The sequence below is a fragment of the Phenylobacterium sp. genome (assembly GCF_031181185.1).
Taxonomy (GTDB): Bacteria; Pseudomonadota; Alphaproteobacteria; order Caulobacterales; family Caulobacteraceae; genus Phenylobacterium.
In genome coordinates this window covers 1-16,767 of the sequence record NZ_JAPSKZ010000077.1, presented here as the reverse complement: position 1 = coordinate 16,767, position 16,767 = coordinate 1, and the positions used below count along the sequence as shown (strand labels likewise).

The window sequence follows — 16,767 nt, the reverse complement described above, 5'->3', positions numbered from 1 at the left end:
TGGTGGAGCTTCCCAGCCGGCAGCCTGGTCATGCTGGCCCTGGCCGCGGCCTACTACCGCTTCGGCGGCTGGCGAAAGGCGCGCATGCTGCCCGAGTCGGTGCAGGGCGAGGCCGCTGACACCGGCCTGGCCGCGCCGGTGGAAGAGGGGGAGACCGCCCGCTAGGCGTTGCTCTCCATCAGCGCCGAATAGACGAGGGTGCGCAGTTCGCGACGCACCGGATAGGTCGACGACGGGATCAGCTGGGTCATGAAGACCGCCGTCACCTGTTCGACCGGATCGACCCAGAAGGCCGTCGAGGCCATGCCGCCCCAGTAGAACTCGCCCTGCGAGCAGGGGATCAGCGTCTTCGGCGGGTCGAAGACGACCGCGAAGCCCAGCCCGAAGCCGACCCCCGCATTGGTGCTCTCCGAGAACAGCGAGCGCGAGTGCTGGGTGAGGTCGCCGCCGCCCGGGAGGTGGTTCGTAGCCATTAAACGGATGGTCTTGGGCGCCAGGATGCGCGCGCCTTCGAGTTCGCCGCCGTTCAGCAGCATGCGGGCGAAGCGCATGTAGTCGGCCGCCGTGGAGACCAGGCCGCCGCCTCCGGAATAAAGCCGGGGCGCGCCGAGGAACGGGCTCGTGGTCGGATCATCCTGCAGGCGCTTGCCCCCGCCCGGCAGGGCCTCGTAGCAGGCGGCGAAGCGGGCGCGCTGGTCCTCCCGCACGCTGAAGCCGGTGTCGGTCATCTTCAGGGGATCGAAGATGCGCTCCTGCAGCGCCTGGGCCAGCGGCTGTCCGCTGACCTTCTGCACCAGGTAGCCGACCACGTCGGTGGAGACCGAGTAGTTCCAGGCCTCGCCAGGCGAGAACTCCAGCGGCAGCTTGGACAGGGCCTGGATCATGCCATCAAGGTCCAGGCCGTCGAAGATCGCGTCGAGGTTCAGCTTGCGGTAGGCGGCGTCGACGTTGGTGCGGTTCTGAAAGCCGTAGGTCAGGCCCGAGGTGTGGCGCAGCAGGTCCGCCACCTGCATCGGCCGCGCCGGCGGGGTAGTCATGTAGGGGCCGACACCGGCCTGGAAGACGCCGAGGTTGGCCCATTCGGGAATGTGCCTGGCGACGGGATCGTCGAGGGCGATCAGGCCTTCCTCGACCAGCTGCATCAGCGCCACGCTCGTAACCGGCTTCGTCATCGAATAGATGCGGAAGACGGTGTCCTCGGCTAGCGCCACGCCGCGCTCGGGATCCTGCTGTCCGAGCACGCTCTGGTGCACGGTCTCGCCCGCCCGGGCGAGCAGGAACTGGGCGCAGGGCAGGCGACCCGGGGCCACGTACTTCTCCTGCAGGAACCGGTCGATCCGGGCGAGACGGTCGGGCGAGAACCCGAGGGACTTGGCCTTGCTCATGGCCGCCTTTCTGCCCTTGCCTTCCCCGCCGTCGCAAGCGCGACGATCGGGTGAGGAGGACCTGCCATGCAGACCGTGAGCTTCGAGCGCGAGGGCCGGATCGGCGTCGTCACCATCCAACGGCCCGAGCGGCGCAACGCCGTCGACGGGCCGACGGCGCGGCAACTATACGACGCCTTCAAGGCGTTCGACGCCGACGACACCCTGGACGTCGCGGTCCTCACCGGCGCCGGCGGCGCGTTCTGCGCGGGCGCCGACCTGAAGGCCATCAGCGAGGACGCCGGCAATCCGGTGCACGACGCGGGCGACTTGGGCCCCATGGGCTGCACGCGGCTGAAGCTTTCCAAGCCGGTGATCGCCGCCGTCGAGGGCCATGCGGTGGCGGGCGGACTGGAGGTGGCCTGCTGGGCTGACCTCAGGGTCGCCGCCGAGGGCGCGGTGTTCGGCGTCTTCTGCCGCCGCTTCGGCGTACCGCTGATCGATCTGGGCACCATTCGCCTGCCGCGGCTGATCGGCCATTCCCGGGCCATGGACCTGATCCTCACCGGCCAGCCGGTGGAGGCGCGGGAGGCCCTCGAGATCGGCCTCGCCAACCGGCTCGCCCCGAGAGGTGAGGCTTTGACGGCAGCCCTGGACCTCGCGCGCCAGATCGCCGCCTTCCCCCAGGCCTGCCTGCGCGGCGACCGCCTTTCGGCCATCGAGCAGTGGGCCCTGGACTGGGACGCGGCCACGGCCAACGAGCTCAGCTATGGCAAGGCGATCCTGCGCTCGGGACAGTCGCGGGAAGGCGCCGCCCGTTTCGCCGCTGGGGAGGGTCGAGGCGGGGCCTTCTGAAGCCCGTTGCGCTCCCGCCTTCGCCGTACATAATGGCCGCGGGGATACCAATAATTCGAAACGCTGTTTTCGAAACACACCCCGGGAGAGCGGCCGATGGCTTGGGATTTCGAGACCGATCCCGACTTCCAGGAGAAGCTGGATTGGATCGAGGACTTCATGCGCGAGGAGGTCGAGCCCCTCTCGCACCTCGGCCTCGCCGTCTGGAGCACCAAGGGCCGGGAGACCTTCATCAAGCCGCTGCAGGCGCGGGTGAAGGAACAGGGCCTGTGGGCTTGCCACCTGGGTCCCGAGCTGGGCGGGCAGGGCTTCGGCCAGCTCAAGCTGGCGCTGATGAACGAAAAGCTGGGCCGCAACACGCTCGCGCCAACCATCTTCGGCTGCCAGGCGCCGGACACCGGCAACGCCGAGATCATCGCCCATTACGGCACCCAAGCGCAGAAGGATCGCTGGCTGCAGCCGCTGCTGGACGGGGACATCCGCTCGGCGTTTTCGATGAGCGAGCCGACCGGCGGCTCGGATCCTCTGACGTTCAAGACCCGCGCGGTGCTGGACGGCGACGAGTGGGTGATCAACGGCGAAAAGTGGTTCTCGACGAACGCCAAGAATTCGAAGCTGCTGGTCGTCTATGCGATCACCGATCCGGACGCGAAGGATCCGTATCGGCGCACCTCGATCTTCCTCGTGCCCACCGACACCCCCGGGGTTGAGATCATCCGCAACGTCGCCGTCGGCGCGGGCGGCGAGATCGGCGGCGGCAACGAGGGCTACGTCCGCTACAACGACGTCCGGGTGCCGAAGGACGCGCTGCTGGGCGAACGCGGCGCGGCGTTCGTGATCGCCCAGGTGCGGCTGGGCGGCGGGCGCGTGCACCACGCCATGCGCACGGTCGGCGCCTGCAAGCACGCCCTGGACCTGATGTGCCGCCGGGCCGTCTCCCGCACGACGCGCGACGGCCGTCTCGCCGACCTGCAGATGGTGCAGGACCAGATCGCCGAGGCGTGGATCGCGGTGGAGAGCTTCCGGCTGCTGGTCCTGCGCACCGCTTGGCTGATCGACAAGCACAAGGACTACAACAAGGTCCGCAAGGACATCGCCGCCATCAAGGTGGCGATGCCCAAGGTCTACCACGAGGTGGCCACGAAAGCGGCCCACCTGCATGGCGCGCTGGGCGTCTCGAACGAGATGCCCTTCATGCACATGGTCACGTCCAGCCTGGTGATGGGCATCGCCGACGGTCCCACCGAGGTGCACAAGGTGACGCTGGCCAAGCAGATCCTGAAGGACTACGCGCCCGAGAACGACCTCTTCCCGAGCTATCACATCCCGCGCCTGAAAGCGGAGGCCGAGAAGCGCTTCGCCAAGGAGCTGGAGGAGATCCGGGCCCACTATGCCGAGCGCCGGAAGCCGGCGCGCGAGCCTGCCGAATGACGATGACGAGTGGAGTTCAGCGTGACGGATAACTGGCCGGTCCTGAGCATCGCCGAGGCCCACGCCCGGCTCACCGCGCCCGGCGCGCCGTTCGAGATCGCCGAGGCCGAGATCCGAGGGATCCGGACCCGCATTTGGAAGAACGCGCCGCCGACGCTGCGCGACGTCTTCCTGAACGGCATGCGGTTCAAGGACCGCGAGTTCCTCGTCTACGAGGACGACCGGGCGACCTTCGACGCCTTCGGCCGCGCCACGATCACGCTCGCCCATCAGCTGATCGCCGACGGGGTGAAGAAGGGCGACCGCGTCGCCGTGATCATGCGCAACCTGCCGGAGTGGCCGGTGGCGTTCTGGGCCGGACAGCTGGTCGGCGCCATCGTCACTCCGCTGAACGCCTGGTGGACGGGTCCCGAGCTGGAGTACGGCCTCGCGGATTCCGGCGCCAAGGTCGCCCTGATCGACGACGAACGGCTGGAGCGGCTCGGACCGCACCTCGCGAACCTGCCGGTGCTGGAACGGGTCTATGTTTCGCGGCTGAAGGCGGAGGCTGGTGAGCCGCGCGTGCGGCGCCTCGAGGACGTCATCGGTCCGGTGAACGCCTGGAAGGACCTGCCCGAGCGGCCGCTGCCGGACGTGCCGCTGTCGCCCGAAGACGACGCCACCATCCTCTACACCTCGGGCACGACCGGGAAGCCGAAGGGGGCCCTGGGCACCCACCGGAACATGACGTCCAACATCGGCGCGGGCGGCATCTCGGCGGCCAGGAACTTCCTGCGGGCGGGCGAGCCCCTGCCCGAGCTGGACGCCACCAAGCTGCCCCAGCGGGTGACGCTGCTGGTCGTGCCGATGTTCCACGCCACCGGCCTGTCGGCGACGCTGTCGCCGACGCTGAACGCCGGCGGCAAGATCGTGCTGATGCGCAAGTGGGACGCCGAACCCGCCATGCAGCTGATCGAGCGCGAGAAGGTCACGGCGACGGGCGGCGTGCCCACCATCGCCTGGCAGCTGATCGAGCATCCCGCCCGGACCAAGTACGACCTGTCCTCGCTGGTCAGCGTGACCTACGGCGGCGCGCCGTCGGCGCCCGAGCTGGTGCGCAAGATCGCCGAGACCTTCCCGGGCTCCCAGCCCGGCAACGGGTGGGGCATGACCGAGACCACCGCCACCTTCACCTCCCACCTTGGCAAGGACTATGAGGCCCGGCCCGACAGCGCCGGCCCGGCCGCGCCCGTGGGCGAGATGCAGATCCGCGACCCGGCCGATGGTCGCACCGTGCTGGCGCCCGGCGCCGTCGGCGAGCTGTGGGTGAAGGGGCCGCAGGTCGTCAAAGGCTACTGGAACAAGCCCGAGGCCACCGCCGAGACGTTCGTCGATGGCTGGCTGCGCACGGGCGACCTGGCCCGCATCGACGAGGAAGGCTTCCTGTTCATCATCGACCGGGCCAAGGACATGCTGATCCGCGGCGGCGAGAACATCTACTGCGTCGAGGTGGAGAACGTCCTCTACGAGCATCCCGACGTGATGGACGCCGCCATCGTCGGCATCCCGCACAAGACGCTGGGCGAGGAGCCCGGCGCGGTGGTCCACCTGCGTCCGGGCGGCAAGGCCACAGAGCAGGAGCTGAAGGATCTGGTCCGCTCCAAGCTCGCGGCGTTCAAGGTCCCGGTGAAGGTCGCGTTCTGGCCCGAAACCCTGCCGCGCAACGCCAACGGCAAGATCATGAAGTCGGAACTGAAGTCGGCCTTCGCCCAGGAGGCCGAGCCCGCCTGAGGCGCGGCCGGTTCAGTCGCAGGACTGGCGCGGGCGTTCCCGGACGCCTAGACGTGTGGCGCATGACCTTCGGGACGACACCATGAGCCGGCCGCTGATCGTCGGCCTGGGCGGGACGGTGCGGCCGGGCTCGTCGAGCGAACGCGCGCTGACCGCCAGCCTGCGCCGGTGCGAGGCCCTGGGCGCCGAGACGCGCCTGCTGGGCGGCGCCTTCATCTCGACGCTGCCGATCTTCGATCCCCGTCCGGCCGAGATCACGCCAGCGCAGCAGGAGCTGTCCGAGATCGTCTGTCGGGCCGATGGCGTGATCGTGGCGAGCCCCGGCTACCACGGCTCGATCTCGGGCGTGGTCAAGAACGCCCTCGACACCCTGGAGCTGACCCGCTCGGACGCCGCGCCCTATCTGTCGGGCAAGCCCGTCGGCACGATCATCACGGCCGACGGCTGGCAGGCGGCAGGGACGACTTTGTCTGCGCTGCGTGCGATCATACATGCGCTGAGAGGGTGGCCGACGCCGTTCGGCGCCGCCCTCAACGCCACCACCGACCTGTTCGACCAGGCCGGCGAACCGAAGGACCCGAAGGACGCCTGGCAGCTCGCGACCGTCGCCGAGCAGGTCATGGACTTCGCGAAGATGAAAGCCGCCCGCTCATGAAGCGCCCCCACCTCGTCCATTCGTCGGAGGGCTCCGACGCCGACAGCGTGTCTTCGGCCATCAGTCCGATCGAGGACATCATCGAGGACGCCCGCAACGGCCGGCCCTACATCCTCGTCGATGCCGAGGACCGGGAGAACGAGGGCGACGTCATCATCCCCGCCCAGTTCGCCACGCCCGAGCAGATCAACTTCATGGCCAAGCACGCCCGCGGCCTGATCTGCCTGTCGATCACCGCCGACCGCGCGCGCCACCTGCGCCTGCCGCCCATGGCCACCGACAACCAGTCGGGCCACGGCACGGCCTTCACCGTCTCCATCGAGGCCCGCGAGGGCGTGACGACAGGCATCTCGGCCCACGACCGGGCCCACACCATCGCCGTCGCCATCGACCCGACCAAGGGCCCCGACGACATCGTCTCGCCCGGCCACGTCTTCCCGCTCGTGGCCAAGGACGGGGGCGTGCTCGTCCGCGCCGGCCACACCGAAGCGGCGGTCGACATCAGCCGCATGGCCGGCCTCGTGCCCGCCGGCGTGATCTGCGAGATCATGAAGGACGACGGCTCGATGGCCCGGCTGCCGGATCTCGTCGCCTTCGCCCAACTGCACGGTCTGAAGATCGGCACCATCGCCGACCTGATCGCCTACCGCCGCCGAACCGAGCGCCAGGTCGAGCGCGTGCTGGAGACGCCGTTCGAGAGCGCCTACGGCGGCAAGTTCCGGATGGTGATCTATCGCAACGTGCTGGACCAGACCGAGCACGTGGTCCTGACGAAGGGCAAGATCGATCCCGAGAAGCCGACCCTGGTGCGGATGCACCGCGTCGACCTCGCCACCGACATGCTGGGCGCGGTCGAAGCGCGGCGGGCCTATGTGCCGAACGCCCTGAAGGCCATCGCTGAGCACAAGGGCGCGGGCGTGGCGGTGTTCATCCGGGACTCCAACCCGCACTGGCTGTCCGAGCGCTACGGACAACCCCAGGCCGACCATTCGCAGAACGTGCTGCGCGATTACGGGATCGGCGCCCAGATCCTGCTGGACCTGGGCGTGCGCGACATGCTGCTGCTGACGTCGTCGACCACCGTGCTGCCGGGCTCCGGCGGCTATGGCCTGAAGATCCTGGGACGCGTTCCGCTGGACTAGGCAGGGATCGTGAGGCCGCGCTGGACGGCCGGCCGCGCGAGGCCGCGGTCGAGCCATGCCGGAACGTTCTTCAACCGATCGAACTCGACCAGATCACGCGCCTCGTAGAAGCCGATCAGGTTGCGCACCCATCCCAGGGTGGCGACGTCGGCGATGGTGTAGTCGGCGCCCATGATCCAATCGCGGCCGTCCAGGCGGGTCTCCAGCACGCCCAGCAGCCGCTTGGATTCGTCGACGTACCGCTGCAGCGGGCGCTTGTCCTCGTACTCGCGGCCGGCGAACTTGTTGAAGAAGCCCAGCTGGCCGAACATCGGGCCGATGCCGCCCATCTGGAACATGACCCATTGGACGGTCTCCCATCGCGCCGTCGGATCGACGGGGATCAGGCGGCCGGTCTTCTCGGCGAGATAGAGCAGGATCGCCCCGGATTCGAAGAGGCCGATCGGCCTTCCCGCCGGGCCGTCGGGATCGATGATCGCCGGGATCTTGCCGTTGGGGTTCAGCGAAAGGAACTCGGGGGTCTTTTGATCGTCCGTGGCGAAATCGATGCGGTGCGGCTCGTAGGGGAGGCCCAGCTCCTCCAGCATGATCGAGACCTTCACGCCATTCGGCGTCGGCAACGAATAGAGCTGGATCACCTGCGGATCCTTCGCGGGCCAGCGACGGGTGATCGGGAAGGACGAGAGGTCGGCCATGGGCGCTCCGTTCGGTCGGTTCCGACAGATGTGCATCCCGGAGAGGCTTCACAATTGCCCGTCGCGCCATCTTCGTTGCAAACGATTCTCAGAAGGCGGATGGTCGGCGGACAGGAGGCTGCCGATGGACACGCTGACGCTCGAAGACCTGGATCGGCTCTATAAGCCCGCCAGCCCCCTGGTGCGCGACAAGGTGCTGGACCACGTGGACCGCCACGGCCGCGCCTTCGTGGGTCTTTCGCCCTTCTGCGTGGTGAGCTCGGCTGGAGCCGACGGTTCGATCGATGTCTCGCCGCGCGGCGGCGAGCCGGGCTTCGTGCACGTCAGCGAGGACGGGCGTGAGGTCTTCCTGCCCGACCGGCCCGGCAACAACCGGCTCGACACGGTGCGCAACCTGCTGTCGGGGGCCGGCCGCATCGGGCTGATGTTCGTGATCCCGGGCTTCGACGACGTCTATCGGATCAATGGCCGCGCCCGGGCGACAGACGATCCGGAGCTGCTTTCCGCCTTCATGGAGTTCGGCAAGACGCCGCGCCTGGTGCTGCGGATCGGCGTCGAGGAGGCGTTCCTGCACTGTCCCAAGGCGATCATGCGGGCCAGGCTCTGGGACCCCGACGCGCAGGTCCCGCGCGAGCGCCTGCCCAGCGGCGCCGAGATGGTCTACGACCAGCTGCAGCTCGGCAAACTCCCGGTTTCCAACGAGCAGATCATCGAAAGCTACAAGACCCAGCTTTAGAACCTGCGCGGCCGTGCGGGCATTCCGCAGGGCATGAGCGAGCTTCGCATCGGCTGCTCGGGCTGGGTCTACAAGGACTGGACGGGCCCCTTCTATCCAGAGGGTACGAAGGACCGCGAACGGCTGGAGTACTACGCCACCCGGTTCGACACCGCAGAGATCAACGCCAGCTTCTACCGCCTGCCGTCGGAAGCGATGGTGGAAGGCTGGGCGAGGCGCGCACCGCCGGCCTTTGTCTTCGCCTGGAAGGTCAGCCGCTTCATCACCCACAACAAGAAGCTGAAGGACTGCGGCGAGTCCGTGGACCTCGTCTTCGGACGCATGGCGCCGCTGGGCGACAAGCTGGGCCCTGCGCTGATCCAGCTGCCGCCGCAGCTGCGGCGAAACGACGACCGGCTGGCGGGCTTCCTTAAGCTGCTGCCGCCCGGGCGTCGGACCGTCGAGTTCCGACATCCGTCCTGGTACGAGCCGGCCGTCTTCCGCATACTTTCCGACTTCGACGCGGCGCTCTGCATTTCGGACCACCACCATGCGCCGGCCCCCTGGGAGCTCACCGCAAGCTGGGCCTATGTGCGCGGGCATGGGCCTGGCGGCCGCTATTTCGGGCGTTACAGCGACGAGGAGATGCAGGCCTGGGCCGATCGGATCGGCGCCTGGCGCGCCCAAGGCCTCGACGTCTACGCCTACTTCGACAACGACATCAAAAGCGCCGCGCCCTTCGACGCGCTGACGCTGAAGCGGCTTACGGCCTAGCGTCGTCAGGTCGCACCGCGGGGCAGGTGCAATCCGGAACAGCGTTCACATATCGACCTGCGCGCAATCGGCGCGTTGTGGCCCGCCTCGCTTTCCTTTAAGGATTTGAACGGGATGGGTTGGTTAGAGTGCGAATTATGCCGACCGAAGCCTATCCTTCTCCCGTCTTCGCGGCTGAGGCTGACACGGGTCTGCAGCTGAGCCATCGCGCCTATGAGCCGGCGCTGGCGGGCTGCGCCTGCCCGGTCTGCACCGGCCAGGCCGTCGTCGTGGACGACGGCGGGTTCTCGGGCCAGGCGTTCCTCAACGCCACCGAGCGAGGCGGGACCTCCGGTGCGAAGCCCAGCTACACCATCGACCGCGCGGCCAAGCAGCTGACCGGCTTCGACCCCGACACGGGCCAGCCCTATCCCGGCTGGTCGTCGGCCGCGGGCGTTGGCTTCACCGTCACCTACGGCTTCCGCGCCAGCGCGCCTCTGGACATGCCCAGCGACACCGCCGGCTTTTCGCGCTTCAACAGCGCCCAGATCACTCAGGCCGAGCTCGCGCTCCGGGCCTGGTCGGACGTGGCCAACATCACCTTCGTGCGCGTGGGCTCGGGCACGACCGGCGAGGCCGCCTATTCGAACAACGCCTCGATCCTGTTCTCCAACTACTCGTCGGGCGAGGAAGGCGCGGCGGCCTTCGCGAACTATCCCGGCAACACCGCCTACAGCTCGAACTCGGGCGACGTCTGGATCAACAGCAGCATCGCATCCAACGCCAATCCGACGGCGGAGAACCGCGGCGGGCACGTGCTGGTCCACGAGATCGGCCACGCCATCGGCCTGGCGCATCCGGGCGAATACAACGCCGACGCCAACACCACCTTCACCTACGCGGGCAACGCCGAGTACTACGAGGACAGCACCCAGTACACGGTGATGAGCTACTTTAGCGAGACCAACACCGGGGCCAACTTCCAGGGACGATATGCGGCCGTCCCCATGCTGGACGACATCGCCGGCGCCCAGCTGGAGTACGGGGTCAACTGGAGCACGCGCACGGGCGACACCGTGTACGGCTTCAACTCCACGGCCGAGCGGCCCTGGTTCGCGGCCACCTCGTCGACCACCAAGCTGATCTTCGCGGTCTGGGACGCCGGCGGGACCGACACCCTGGACTTCTCAGGCTTCTTCAACAACCAGGTCATCGACCTGCGTGAGGGCTTCTTCTCGAACGTAGGCGGCCTGGTCGGCAACGTGGCCGTGGCCAAGGGCGCGCTGATCGAGAACGCCAAGGGCGGCTCGGGCGCCGACAAGCTGAACGGCAACGCCGCGGCCAACGCCATGTACGGCGGCGCCGGCGGCGACACCCTGACGGGCTTCGAGGGCCGCGATTTCCTGCGCGGCGAGGATGGCGACGACAGCCTGATGGGCGGCGCGGGCTTCGACGACCTGCACGGCAACTGGGGCGCCGACACGGTCGTGGGCGGCGACACCGAAGACTGGGTGGTCGGTGGCCAGGGCTCGGACCGGGTCTACGGCGACGAGGGTCACGACGTGGTCCTGGGCAACCTGGGCGATGACACGGTGGAGGGCGGCGTCGGCAACGACGTGGTCCGAGGCGGCCAGGGCCACGACCTGGTGGTGGGCGGCGAAGGCTGGGACTACCTGGCCGGCGACCGGGGAGACGACACCATCACCGGCGGCGCGGGTATGGACACCTTCCACACGTTCTCGGGCGCGGGCCTCGATCGGGTGACCGACTTCAACTACTGGGAAGGCGACCGCGTGAACGTGCTCGCCGGCACGTCCTATTCGACCTACCAGTCCGGGGCGGACACCGTCGTCGATATGGGTAACAGCAATCGCATGGTGCTGGTGAACGTCCAGCTGAGCAGCCTGCCGGCCGGCTGGGTCTTCTCGTAAGGGCTCACGAAGACCGTTTTCAGACCGGTCGATCCGGAATATATGACGAAACCTCACCGCCCGGCCGAAAGGCCGGGCGCCTTCGTTTCCGGAACGCCGATATGACCCAGATCCTGATGCCCAAGGCGACCGCCGTCTGGCTGGTGGACAACACCTCCCTGACCTTCGACCAGATCGCCGACTTCTGCGGCCTGCACCCGCTCGAGGTGAAGGGCATCGCCGACGGCGAGGTGGCGCGCGACATCCGCGGCGCCGACCCGATCGCCAACGGACAGCTGAGCCGCAACGAGCTGGACGCGGCCGAGAAGAACCCGAACTACCGCATGAAGGCGCAGAAGAGCCGCCACGCCGAGCTGCTGAAGCCGGTGAAGAAGGCGCCGCGCTACACGCCCGTGTCGCGCCGTCAGGACCGCCCGGACGCCATCGCCTGGTTCATCCGCAACCACCCGGAAGTGCCGGACAGCCAGGTCGCGCGCCTGCTGGGCACCACGAAGGCCACGATCGACCAGGTGCGCAACCGCACCCACTGGAACAGCGCCAACATCAAGCCGGTCGATCCCGTGACGCTCGGCCTCGCGACCCAGCTCGAGCTGGATGCGGTGGTCCGCAAGGCCGCCGACAAGCGCGCCAAGGAGGCGGCCCGCCGCGGCGAGGTCGACCCCGACGGCCCGACCCTGCGCCCGGCGTCCGAAACCGGCGTGCTGGACGACGACGACCACGCGGCCGACACCGAGGCCGAAGCGCCGGTGTTCGCCGACGACGACCTCGAGGGCGACGAGGACTAGGTAGGGGCGTCCCGCCCCTTGATGGGGCGGTTGGATCCGCGGTCAGGCGGAGCCGGGTGGGGAATGACGGCGTCTGTCCCCACCCCGCTCGCCTCGCGAGCTTCCCTCCCCGTGAAGGGAAGGATCGTCAGCTCAGTGGATCTGTCCGCGTAAGGACTCGATCTCTTCCTTGAGCCTGAGCTTCTGTCGCTTGAGTTCCTTGAGCTTGAGGTCGTCGGCGTAAGGCCTGCGCATCTCGTCCTGAATGGCCTGTTCGAGAGACTGGTGGCGGGATCCGAGTTCGCGAATCCGGGCATCTAACGCCATGGCTGGAGAGCCTCCTCGCTTATGGACAGTTCGGAAGTGAACACCCGCTTCCCGGCGCTGTCAGATCACATATGTTTGCAGGCGGCGGCGCTGAAGCTTTGCCGCTTGCCTGGGCGTTGGGGACCTTCCGCATGTCGAAATCCGACCGCCTGATCGTCGGCGTCTCCGGCGCCTCGGGCGTCGCCTACGGCTTGCGCGCGCTGGACGCCTGCCGGGAGCTGGGCGTGGAGAGCCACGTGGTGGTCAGCCGTTCGGCCGCGCTGACGATCGCCCAGGAGACCGGGCTGTCGCTGGCCGATGTCCAGGCCCGGGCCGACGTGGTCCACAAGGTGACGGACGTCGGCGCTTCGATCGCCTCGGGCTCGTTCCGGACGCTGGGCATGATCGTCGCGCCGTGCTCGGTGCGGACAATGAGCGAGATCGCCACGGGCGTGACCTCGTCGCTGCTCACCCGCGCCGCCGACGTGACGCTGAAGGAGCGTCGGCCGTTGGTGCTGATGGTGCGCGAGAGCCCGCTGCACCTGGGTCACCTGCGCACCATGGTGCGGCTGGCGGAGATGGGCGCGGTGATCGCCCCGCCCATGCCGGCCTTCTACGCCAAGCCCGCCAGCCTCGAGGAGATGGTGGACCAGTCGGTGGGACGGGCGCTGGACCTCTTCGGACTGTCCTGGAAACCGGTGCGGCGCTGGGGCGAGGACGTGGGTCCGATGTCCGGCGAGGCCTAGGGATGGGCGTCTGGGAGTGGGCGCTGGTCGCCTATGGCCGGCCCGGCGTCGCCGAGGCCTGCCTGACCCTGCAGGACGATCACGGGCAGAACGTGCCGCTGCTCCTGTGGGCGGTTTGGGCCGAGGCCGAGGATCCCGGCCTCGTGGCCCGCGCCGCCGAGGTGACCCGCGCCTGGGATTTGGCGGCGGTGGCGCCGCTGCGGGCGGTGCGCCGGACCCTGAAAGCTCCGCACCCAGCGATTGGGGATGCGGCGCGGGAGAGCCTGCGCGAGGACGTGAAGGCCGCCGAGTTGCGGGCCGAACGCGTGCTGCTGGAGACGCTGGCCGACCTTGGGCCTCGCTACGGCGGCGCGCCGGCGCTAAAGGCCCTGGAAGCGGCCAGCCGCGCCTGGGGGACGCCCGCCCCGCCCGAGGCGCTGGCTGCCTTGGCCGCCGCCTTGGAGTAGGATCGACGCCGTCCCATGATCGACTACTCGACCTTCACGGAAGACGCCCTTCTCGCGCGGCTGCGGGACCTGCAGCAGGACCATGCCGACTTCGACGCCGCGATCCAGGCGCTGGCGCTGACGCCCATGCCCGACCTGCTGCTGATCGGCCGACTGAAGCGCAAGAAGCTGGCGCTGAAGGACGAGATCGCCCGGGTCGAGAGCTATCTGACGCCCGACATCATCGCCTAGGGGCGGAACTGCCGCGCCCGCTTGCGCGCGAACATGGCCGCGTCGGCCTCGGCCAGTAGCGCCTCGGGCTCGACTTCCGGGCTGATCTGGCGAACGCCGAAGCTCACGTGCACCGGGGCGGTCCAGTCGCCGAAGTGGATCGGCTCGGCCTCGATCGCATGGGCCAGGGCCGCGGCTTTCAGCTCGGCGGTCGCGTGGTCGGCCTGCACCAGGATCACGCCGAACTCGTCGCCGCCCAGCCGGCCCACCACGTCGCTTTCGCGCACGTTGGCGTCGAGGCGTTCGGCCACGGCCTTGAGGGCGGCGTCGCCCGCGGCGTGGCCGAAGCGATCGTTGACCCGCTTGAAGCCATCCAGGTCGAAGAACACCACGCTCGCCGGCGAGCCGTACCGCTGGGTGAAGGTGCGCACGCGCGACAGCTCCCGCAGGAAGGCGCGGCGGTTGAGGAGCGGGGTCAGCGCGTCGCGGTCCGCGAGGCCCTCCATCTCGGACAGTCGCGCCTTCAGCCGGCCTACCTCGCCGCGCAGCTCGTCGATCTCGGTCAGCAGCGTGTCGACCGCGCCGCGCACGGCGGGTGTCAGCTCGGCTTCGGTGAGGCCCAGGAAGGCGGCGCTGTCGGCCTTCGCCGCGGCCGCGGTGGGCTGCCCCGCCGCCTCGGCTAGCGCACGTCGGCGGATATGGGAGAAGGGCTCGTTGCGGGCGCCCGAGATCTTCATGTCAGGGTCTTCATGGGCGGCCTCGGATTCCTCGAAGAGAATCAACGCCTGGCGACGGACTTGGTCGAAAGTAGCCCTGCTCGGTTGCCCGCGCAAAGCCGGCGCCTATACTCCGCCGCCTTTCGGGTAGGGCTGCAGGATCTGAGCACGACATGAGCGCAACCGCCGCGCCCGTCGCCATCATCATGGGCAGCCGCTCGGACTGGCCCGTGCTGAAGCACGCCGCCGAGATGCTGGACGGCCTGGGTGTCGCCTACGAGGCCAAGGTCGTCTCGGCCCATCGCACGCCCGACCGGATGTACCAGTTCGCCAAGGCCGCGAAGGGCCGCGGCGTGAAGGTGATCATCGCCGGCGCCGGCGGCGCGGCCCACCTGCCGGGCATGACTGCTTCCCTCACCGATCTTCCGGTCCTGGGCGTGCCGATCGAGTCCAAGGCGCTGAAGGGAATGGATAGCCTGCTCTCCATCGTCCAGATGCCCGCCGGCATCCCCGTGGGTACGCTCGCGATCGGCGAGGCGGGCGCCAAGAACGCCGGCATCATGGCCGCCAAGATCCTGGCCTTGTCGGACGAGGGCGTGGCGAGCCGGGTCGCCGCTTTCGCCGCGCGTCAGACCGAGAGCGTCGTCGAAAGCGTCGAGGACTAGGCATGTCGGCCTTCCCGCTGCCGCCGGGCTCGGTAATCGGCATCTTGGGCGGAGGCCAGCTCGGCCGGATGCTGGCGCAGGCGGCCGCCCGCCTGGGCTTCGACGTGGCGGTGCTGGAGCGCGAGCACGACGCGCCGGCCGGGCGGGTCGCCGCTCATGCCATCGAGGGCGCCTACGACGATCCCGCCGCCCTCAAGTCGCTGGCGGACGTCTCAGACGTCGTGACCTTCGAGTTCGAGAACGTGCCCGCCGCCTCGGTGGCGAAGCTGGCCGAACTGGGCGCTCAGGTCGCGCCGGGCCCGCGGGCGCTGGCGGTGGCTCAGGACCGCTTCGAAGAGAAGACCTTCCTGAACGCCAACGGCGCGCCGACCGTGGCCTTCGCGCCCGCCGACAGCCCGGAGGCGGCGGTTGAGGCGGTGGCCCGCATCGGCGCGCCGGCGCTGATGAAGACCCGCCGCGAGGGCTACGATGGCAAGGGGCAGCGCTGGGTCGAGCACGCCTCCGACGCCGCCCGCGCCTTCGCCGAGCTGGGCGGCCGCCCAGTCATCGTCGAGGCGCCGGCCGAGTTCGTGCGCGAGCTGTCGGTCATCGCCGCGCGCGGCCGTGACGGCGCGACGGCCGTCTATCCCCTGGCCGAGAACCATCACGAGCACGGTATCCTGCGCCGCAGCCTGGCGCCGGCCCACGCCTCGCCCGCGCTGACCGAACAGGCCGAGCGGATCGCGCGGCGAATCCTGCAGGGGTTGGACTACGTCGGCGTCATCGGCATCGAGCTGTTCGAGCTGAAGGACGGCCGCCTGCTGGTGAACGAGATCGCGCCGCGGGTGCACAACACCGGCCACTGGACGCAGGACGGCTGCGAGGTGGACCAGTTCGAGCAGCACATCCGCGCCGTCGCCGGCTGGCCGCTGGGCCCGACGGCGGCCACAGCCCGGGTCGAGATGCTGAACCTGCTGGGCGACGAGGTCGACGGCTGGAAGAGGTTCGCCGCCGAGCCCGAGACCCGGATCCACCTCTACGGCAAGCGCGACGCCAAGCCTGGCCGTAAGATGGGCCACGTGAACAAGGTGAAGCCGCTCTAGGGCCTTAGGCCCGTGGCTGACGTCCGTACCGCATGCGGCCCATCGCGCCGGCAGCCGCGCTCAGCCAGTCCCCAGGCTTGAAACCGCCCGTCGCCTTCCACTTCTCGTAGGCCATGACGTTCTCGATGCGGCGATCCACGAACTGCAGCGCCGACTTCCGCCCCGAGGACAGGCGGATGGCGAAGGCGCCGGTCAGGATGCCTGCCAGGATCGCCCGCTTGGAATAGTGGTTCTCGTCGGTGGCCACGTCGCCCGCCCAGCGCCACAGCACGTCGGCGCTCTCCCAGGCGAGCTTGCCGCCGAGATGCAGGTTCTGCGGCAGGGAGAGCCAGCCCAGCCAGCGGCGCAGCGCCGGCTCGTCGGTGGCCGCCGCGTCCAGCCGCGCCTGGCACGCCCGGCGGATGCGCTCGCGGATCTTCAGGGCCGCAGGATCGACCTCGGCGAGGATGGCCAGCGCCCGCTGGTCATGACGTCGCGAGAGCAGGGCCGCGAGGTCGGCGGGCCCGTGCGGCAGCAGCAGT

Annotated in this window: 19 protein-coding genes; 14 read left to right on the top strand and 5 right to left on the bottom strand. The window is 69.1% G+C overall.

What is annotated here, in order from left to right:
- Positions 1-161: 161 nt before the first annotated feature.
- Complete coding sequence (locus tag RIF93_RS11160) at positions 162-1,385, bottom strand: serine hydrolase domain-containing protein (RefSeq protein WP_309091316.1); 1,224 nt, start codon at positions 1,383-1,385, stop codon at positions 162-164.
- Between the two features lie 66 nt (positions 1,386-1,451).
- Between RIF93_RS11160 and RIF93_RS11155 the strand changes: the two genes are divergently transcribed.
- The 5 genes from RIF93_RS11155 (at position 1,452) to ribB (ending at position 7,217) form a co-directional block, all read left to right on the top strand.
- On the top strand, positions 1,452-2,219 hold the full coding sequence (locus RIF93_RS11155; protein WP_309091314.1) for a crotonase/enoyl-CoA hydratase family protein: 768 nt from the start codon (positions 1,452-1,454) through the stop codon (positions 2,217-2,219).
- 96 nt (positions 2,220-2,315) lie between these two features.
- Positions 2,316-3,650: an acyl-CoA dehydrogenase family protein gene (locus RIF93_RS11150; protein ID WP_309091312.1), complete on the top strand. Its 1,335-nt coding sequence runs from the start codon at positions 2,316-2,318 to the stop codon at positions 3,648-3,650.
- Positions 3,651-3,671: 21 nt separating this feature from the next.
- Positions 3,672-5,420, top strand: a complete 1,749-nt coding sequence (locus tag RIF93_RS11145; RefSeq protein WP_309091310.1) for a class I adenylate-forming enzyme family protein — start codon at positions 3,672-3,674, stop codon at positions 5,418-5,420.
- Between the two features lie 82 nt (positions 5,421-5,502).
- The gene (locus RIF93_RS11140; RefSeq protein ID WP_309091308.1) at positions 5,503-6,075 is read left to right on the top strand and encodes an NAD(P)H-dependent oxidoreductase; all 573 of its coding nucleotides are present in this window, start codon (positions 5,503-5,505) and stop codon (positions 6,073-6,075) included.
- A complete protein-coding gene (ribB, locus tag RIF93_RS11135; protein WP_309091306.1) occupies positions 6,072-7,217 on the top strand; it encodes a 3,4-dihydroxy-2-butanone-4-phosphate synthase in 1,146 nt (381 codons plus the stop codon). Before RIF93_RS11140 ends, ribB begins: the two co-directional genes overlap by 4 nt.
- On the opposite strand, the gene RIF93_RS11130 is transcribed toward ribB, so the two are convergent.
- Positions 7,214-7,912 (bottom strand): glutathione S-transferase N-terminal domain-containing protein, encoded by a 699-nt coding sequence (locus RIF93_RS11130; protein ID WP_309091304.1) that lies wholly within the window; start codon positions 7,910-7,912, stop codon positions 7,214-7,216. The two genes, ribB and RIF93_RS11130, sit on opposite strands and share 4 nt — an antisense overlap.
- Positions 7,913-8,036: 124 nt before the next feature.
- Here RIF93_RS11130 and RIF93_RS11125 point away from each other — a divergent pair, with 124 nt between their 5' ends.
- From RIF93_RS11125 to RIF93_RS11110, 4 genes are all read left to right on the top strand, one after another.
- A complete protein-coding gene (locus RIF93_RS11125) occupies positions 8,037-8,648 on the top strand; it encodes an MSMEG_1061 family FMN-dependent PPOX-type flavoprotein (RefSeq protein ID WP_309091302.1) in 612 nt (203 codons plus the stop codon).
- Between the two features lie 33 nt (positions 8,649-8,681).
- Complete coding sequence (locus tag RIF93_RS11120) at positions 8,682-9,401, top strand: DUF72 domain-containing protein (RefSeq protein WP_309091300.1); 720 nt, start codon at positions 8,682-8,684, stop codon at positions 9,399-9,401.
- A gap of 137 nt (positions 9,402-9,538) precedes the next feature.
- Positions 9,539-11,311, top strand: coding sequence for a M57 family metalloprotease (locus RIF93_RS11115; RefSeq protein WP_309091299.1), 1,773 nt, complete (start codon positions 9,539-9,541; stop codon positions 11,309-11,311).
- Positions 11,312-11,412: 101 nt separating this feature from the next.
- Positions 11,413-12,096, top strand: coding sequence for a cell cycle transcriptional regulator TrcR (locus RIF93_RS11110; protein WP_309091297.1), 684 nt, complete (start codon positions 11,413-11,415; stop codon positions 12,094-12,096).
- A gap of 132 nt (positions 12,097-12,228) precedes the next feature.
- On the opposite strand, the gene RIF93_RS11105 is transcribed toward RIF93_RS11110, so the two are convergent.
- Positions 12,229-12,402, bottom strand: a complete 174-nt coding sequence (locus RIF93_RS11105) for a DUF465 domain-containing protein (protein ID WP_309091296.1) — start codon at positions 12,400-12,402, stop codon at positions 12,229-12,231.
- A 131-nt stretch (positions 12,403-12,533) separates the two neighbouring features.
- Here RIF93_RS11105 and RIF93_RS11100 point away from each other — a divergent pair, with 131 nt between their 5' ends.
- The 3 genes from RIF93_RS11100 to RIF93_RS11090 are packed head-to-tail and all read left to right on the top strand — an operon-like array spanning position 12,534 to position 13,804.
- Entirely contained in the window at positions 12,534-13,127 is a 594-nt protein-coding gene (locus RIF93_RS11100) for a UbiX family flavin prenyltransferase (protein ID WP_309091294.1), read from the top strand.
- 2 nt (positions 13,128-13,129) lie between these two features.
- On the top strand, positions 13,130-13,573 hold the full coding sequence (locus RIF93_RS11095) for a TIGR02444 family protein (protein WP_309091292.1): 444 nt from the start codon (positions 13,130-13,132) through the stop codon (positions 13,571-13,573).
- Between the two features lie 15 nt (positions 13,574-13,588).
- The gene (locus RIF93_RS11090; RefSeq protein ID WP_309091290.1) at positions 13,589-13,804 is read left to right on the top strand and encodes a DUF465 domain-containing protein; all 216 of its coding nucleotides are present in this window, start codon (positions 13,589-13,591) and stop codon (positions 13,802-13,804) included.
- Here RIF93_RS11090 and RIF93_RS11085 read toward each other — a convergent pair.
- Positions 13,801-14,520, bottom strand: a complete 720-nt coding sequence (locus RIF93_RS11085) for a GGDEF domain-containing protein (RefSeq protein WP_309091289.1) — start codon at positions 14,518-14,520, stop codon at positions 13,801-13,803. The two genes, RIF93_RS11090 and RIF93_RS11085, sit on opposite strands and share 4 nt — an antisense overlap.
- 152 nt (positions 14,521-14,672) lie before the next feature.
- On the opposite strand from RIF93_RS11085, the gene purE reads away from it, so the two are divergent.
- Both purE and RIF93_RS11075 read left to right on the top strand, forming a co-directional pair.
- Positions 14,673-15,164, top strand: coding sequence for a 5-(carboxyamino)imidazole ribonucleotide mutase (gene purE, locus RIF93_RS11080; protein ID WP_309091288.1), 492 nt, complete (start codon positions 14,673-14,675; stop codon positions 15,162-15,164).
- A 2-nt stretch (positions 15,165-15,166) separates the two neighbouring features.
- Positions 15,167-16,246, top strand: a complete 1,080-nt coding sequence (locus RIF93_RS11075) for a 5-(carboxyamino)imidazole ribonucleotide synthase (RefSeq protein ID WP_309091287.1) — start codon at positions 15,167-15,169, stop codon at positions 16,244-16,246.
- Between the two features lie 4 nt (positions 16,247-16,250).
- Here the strand turns inward: RIF93_RS11075 and RIF93_RS11070 are convergent.
- A partial coding sequence (locus RIF93_RS11070) for a COQ9 family protein (RefSeq protein WP_309091285.1) occupies positions 16,251-16,767 on the bottom strand: 517 nt, incomplete at its 5' end.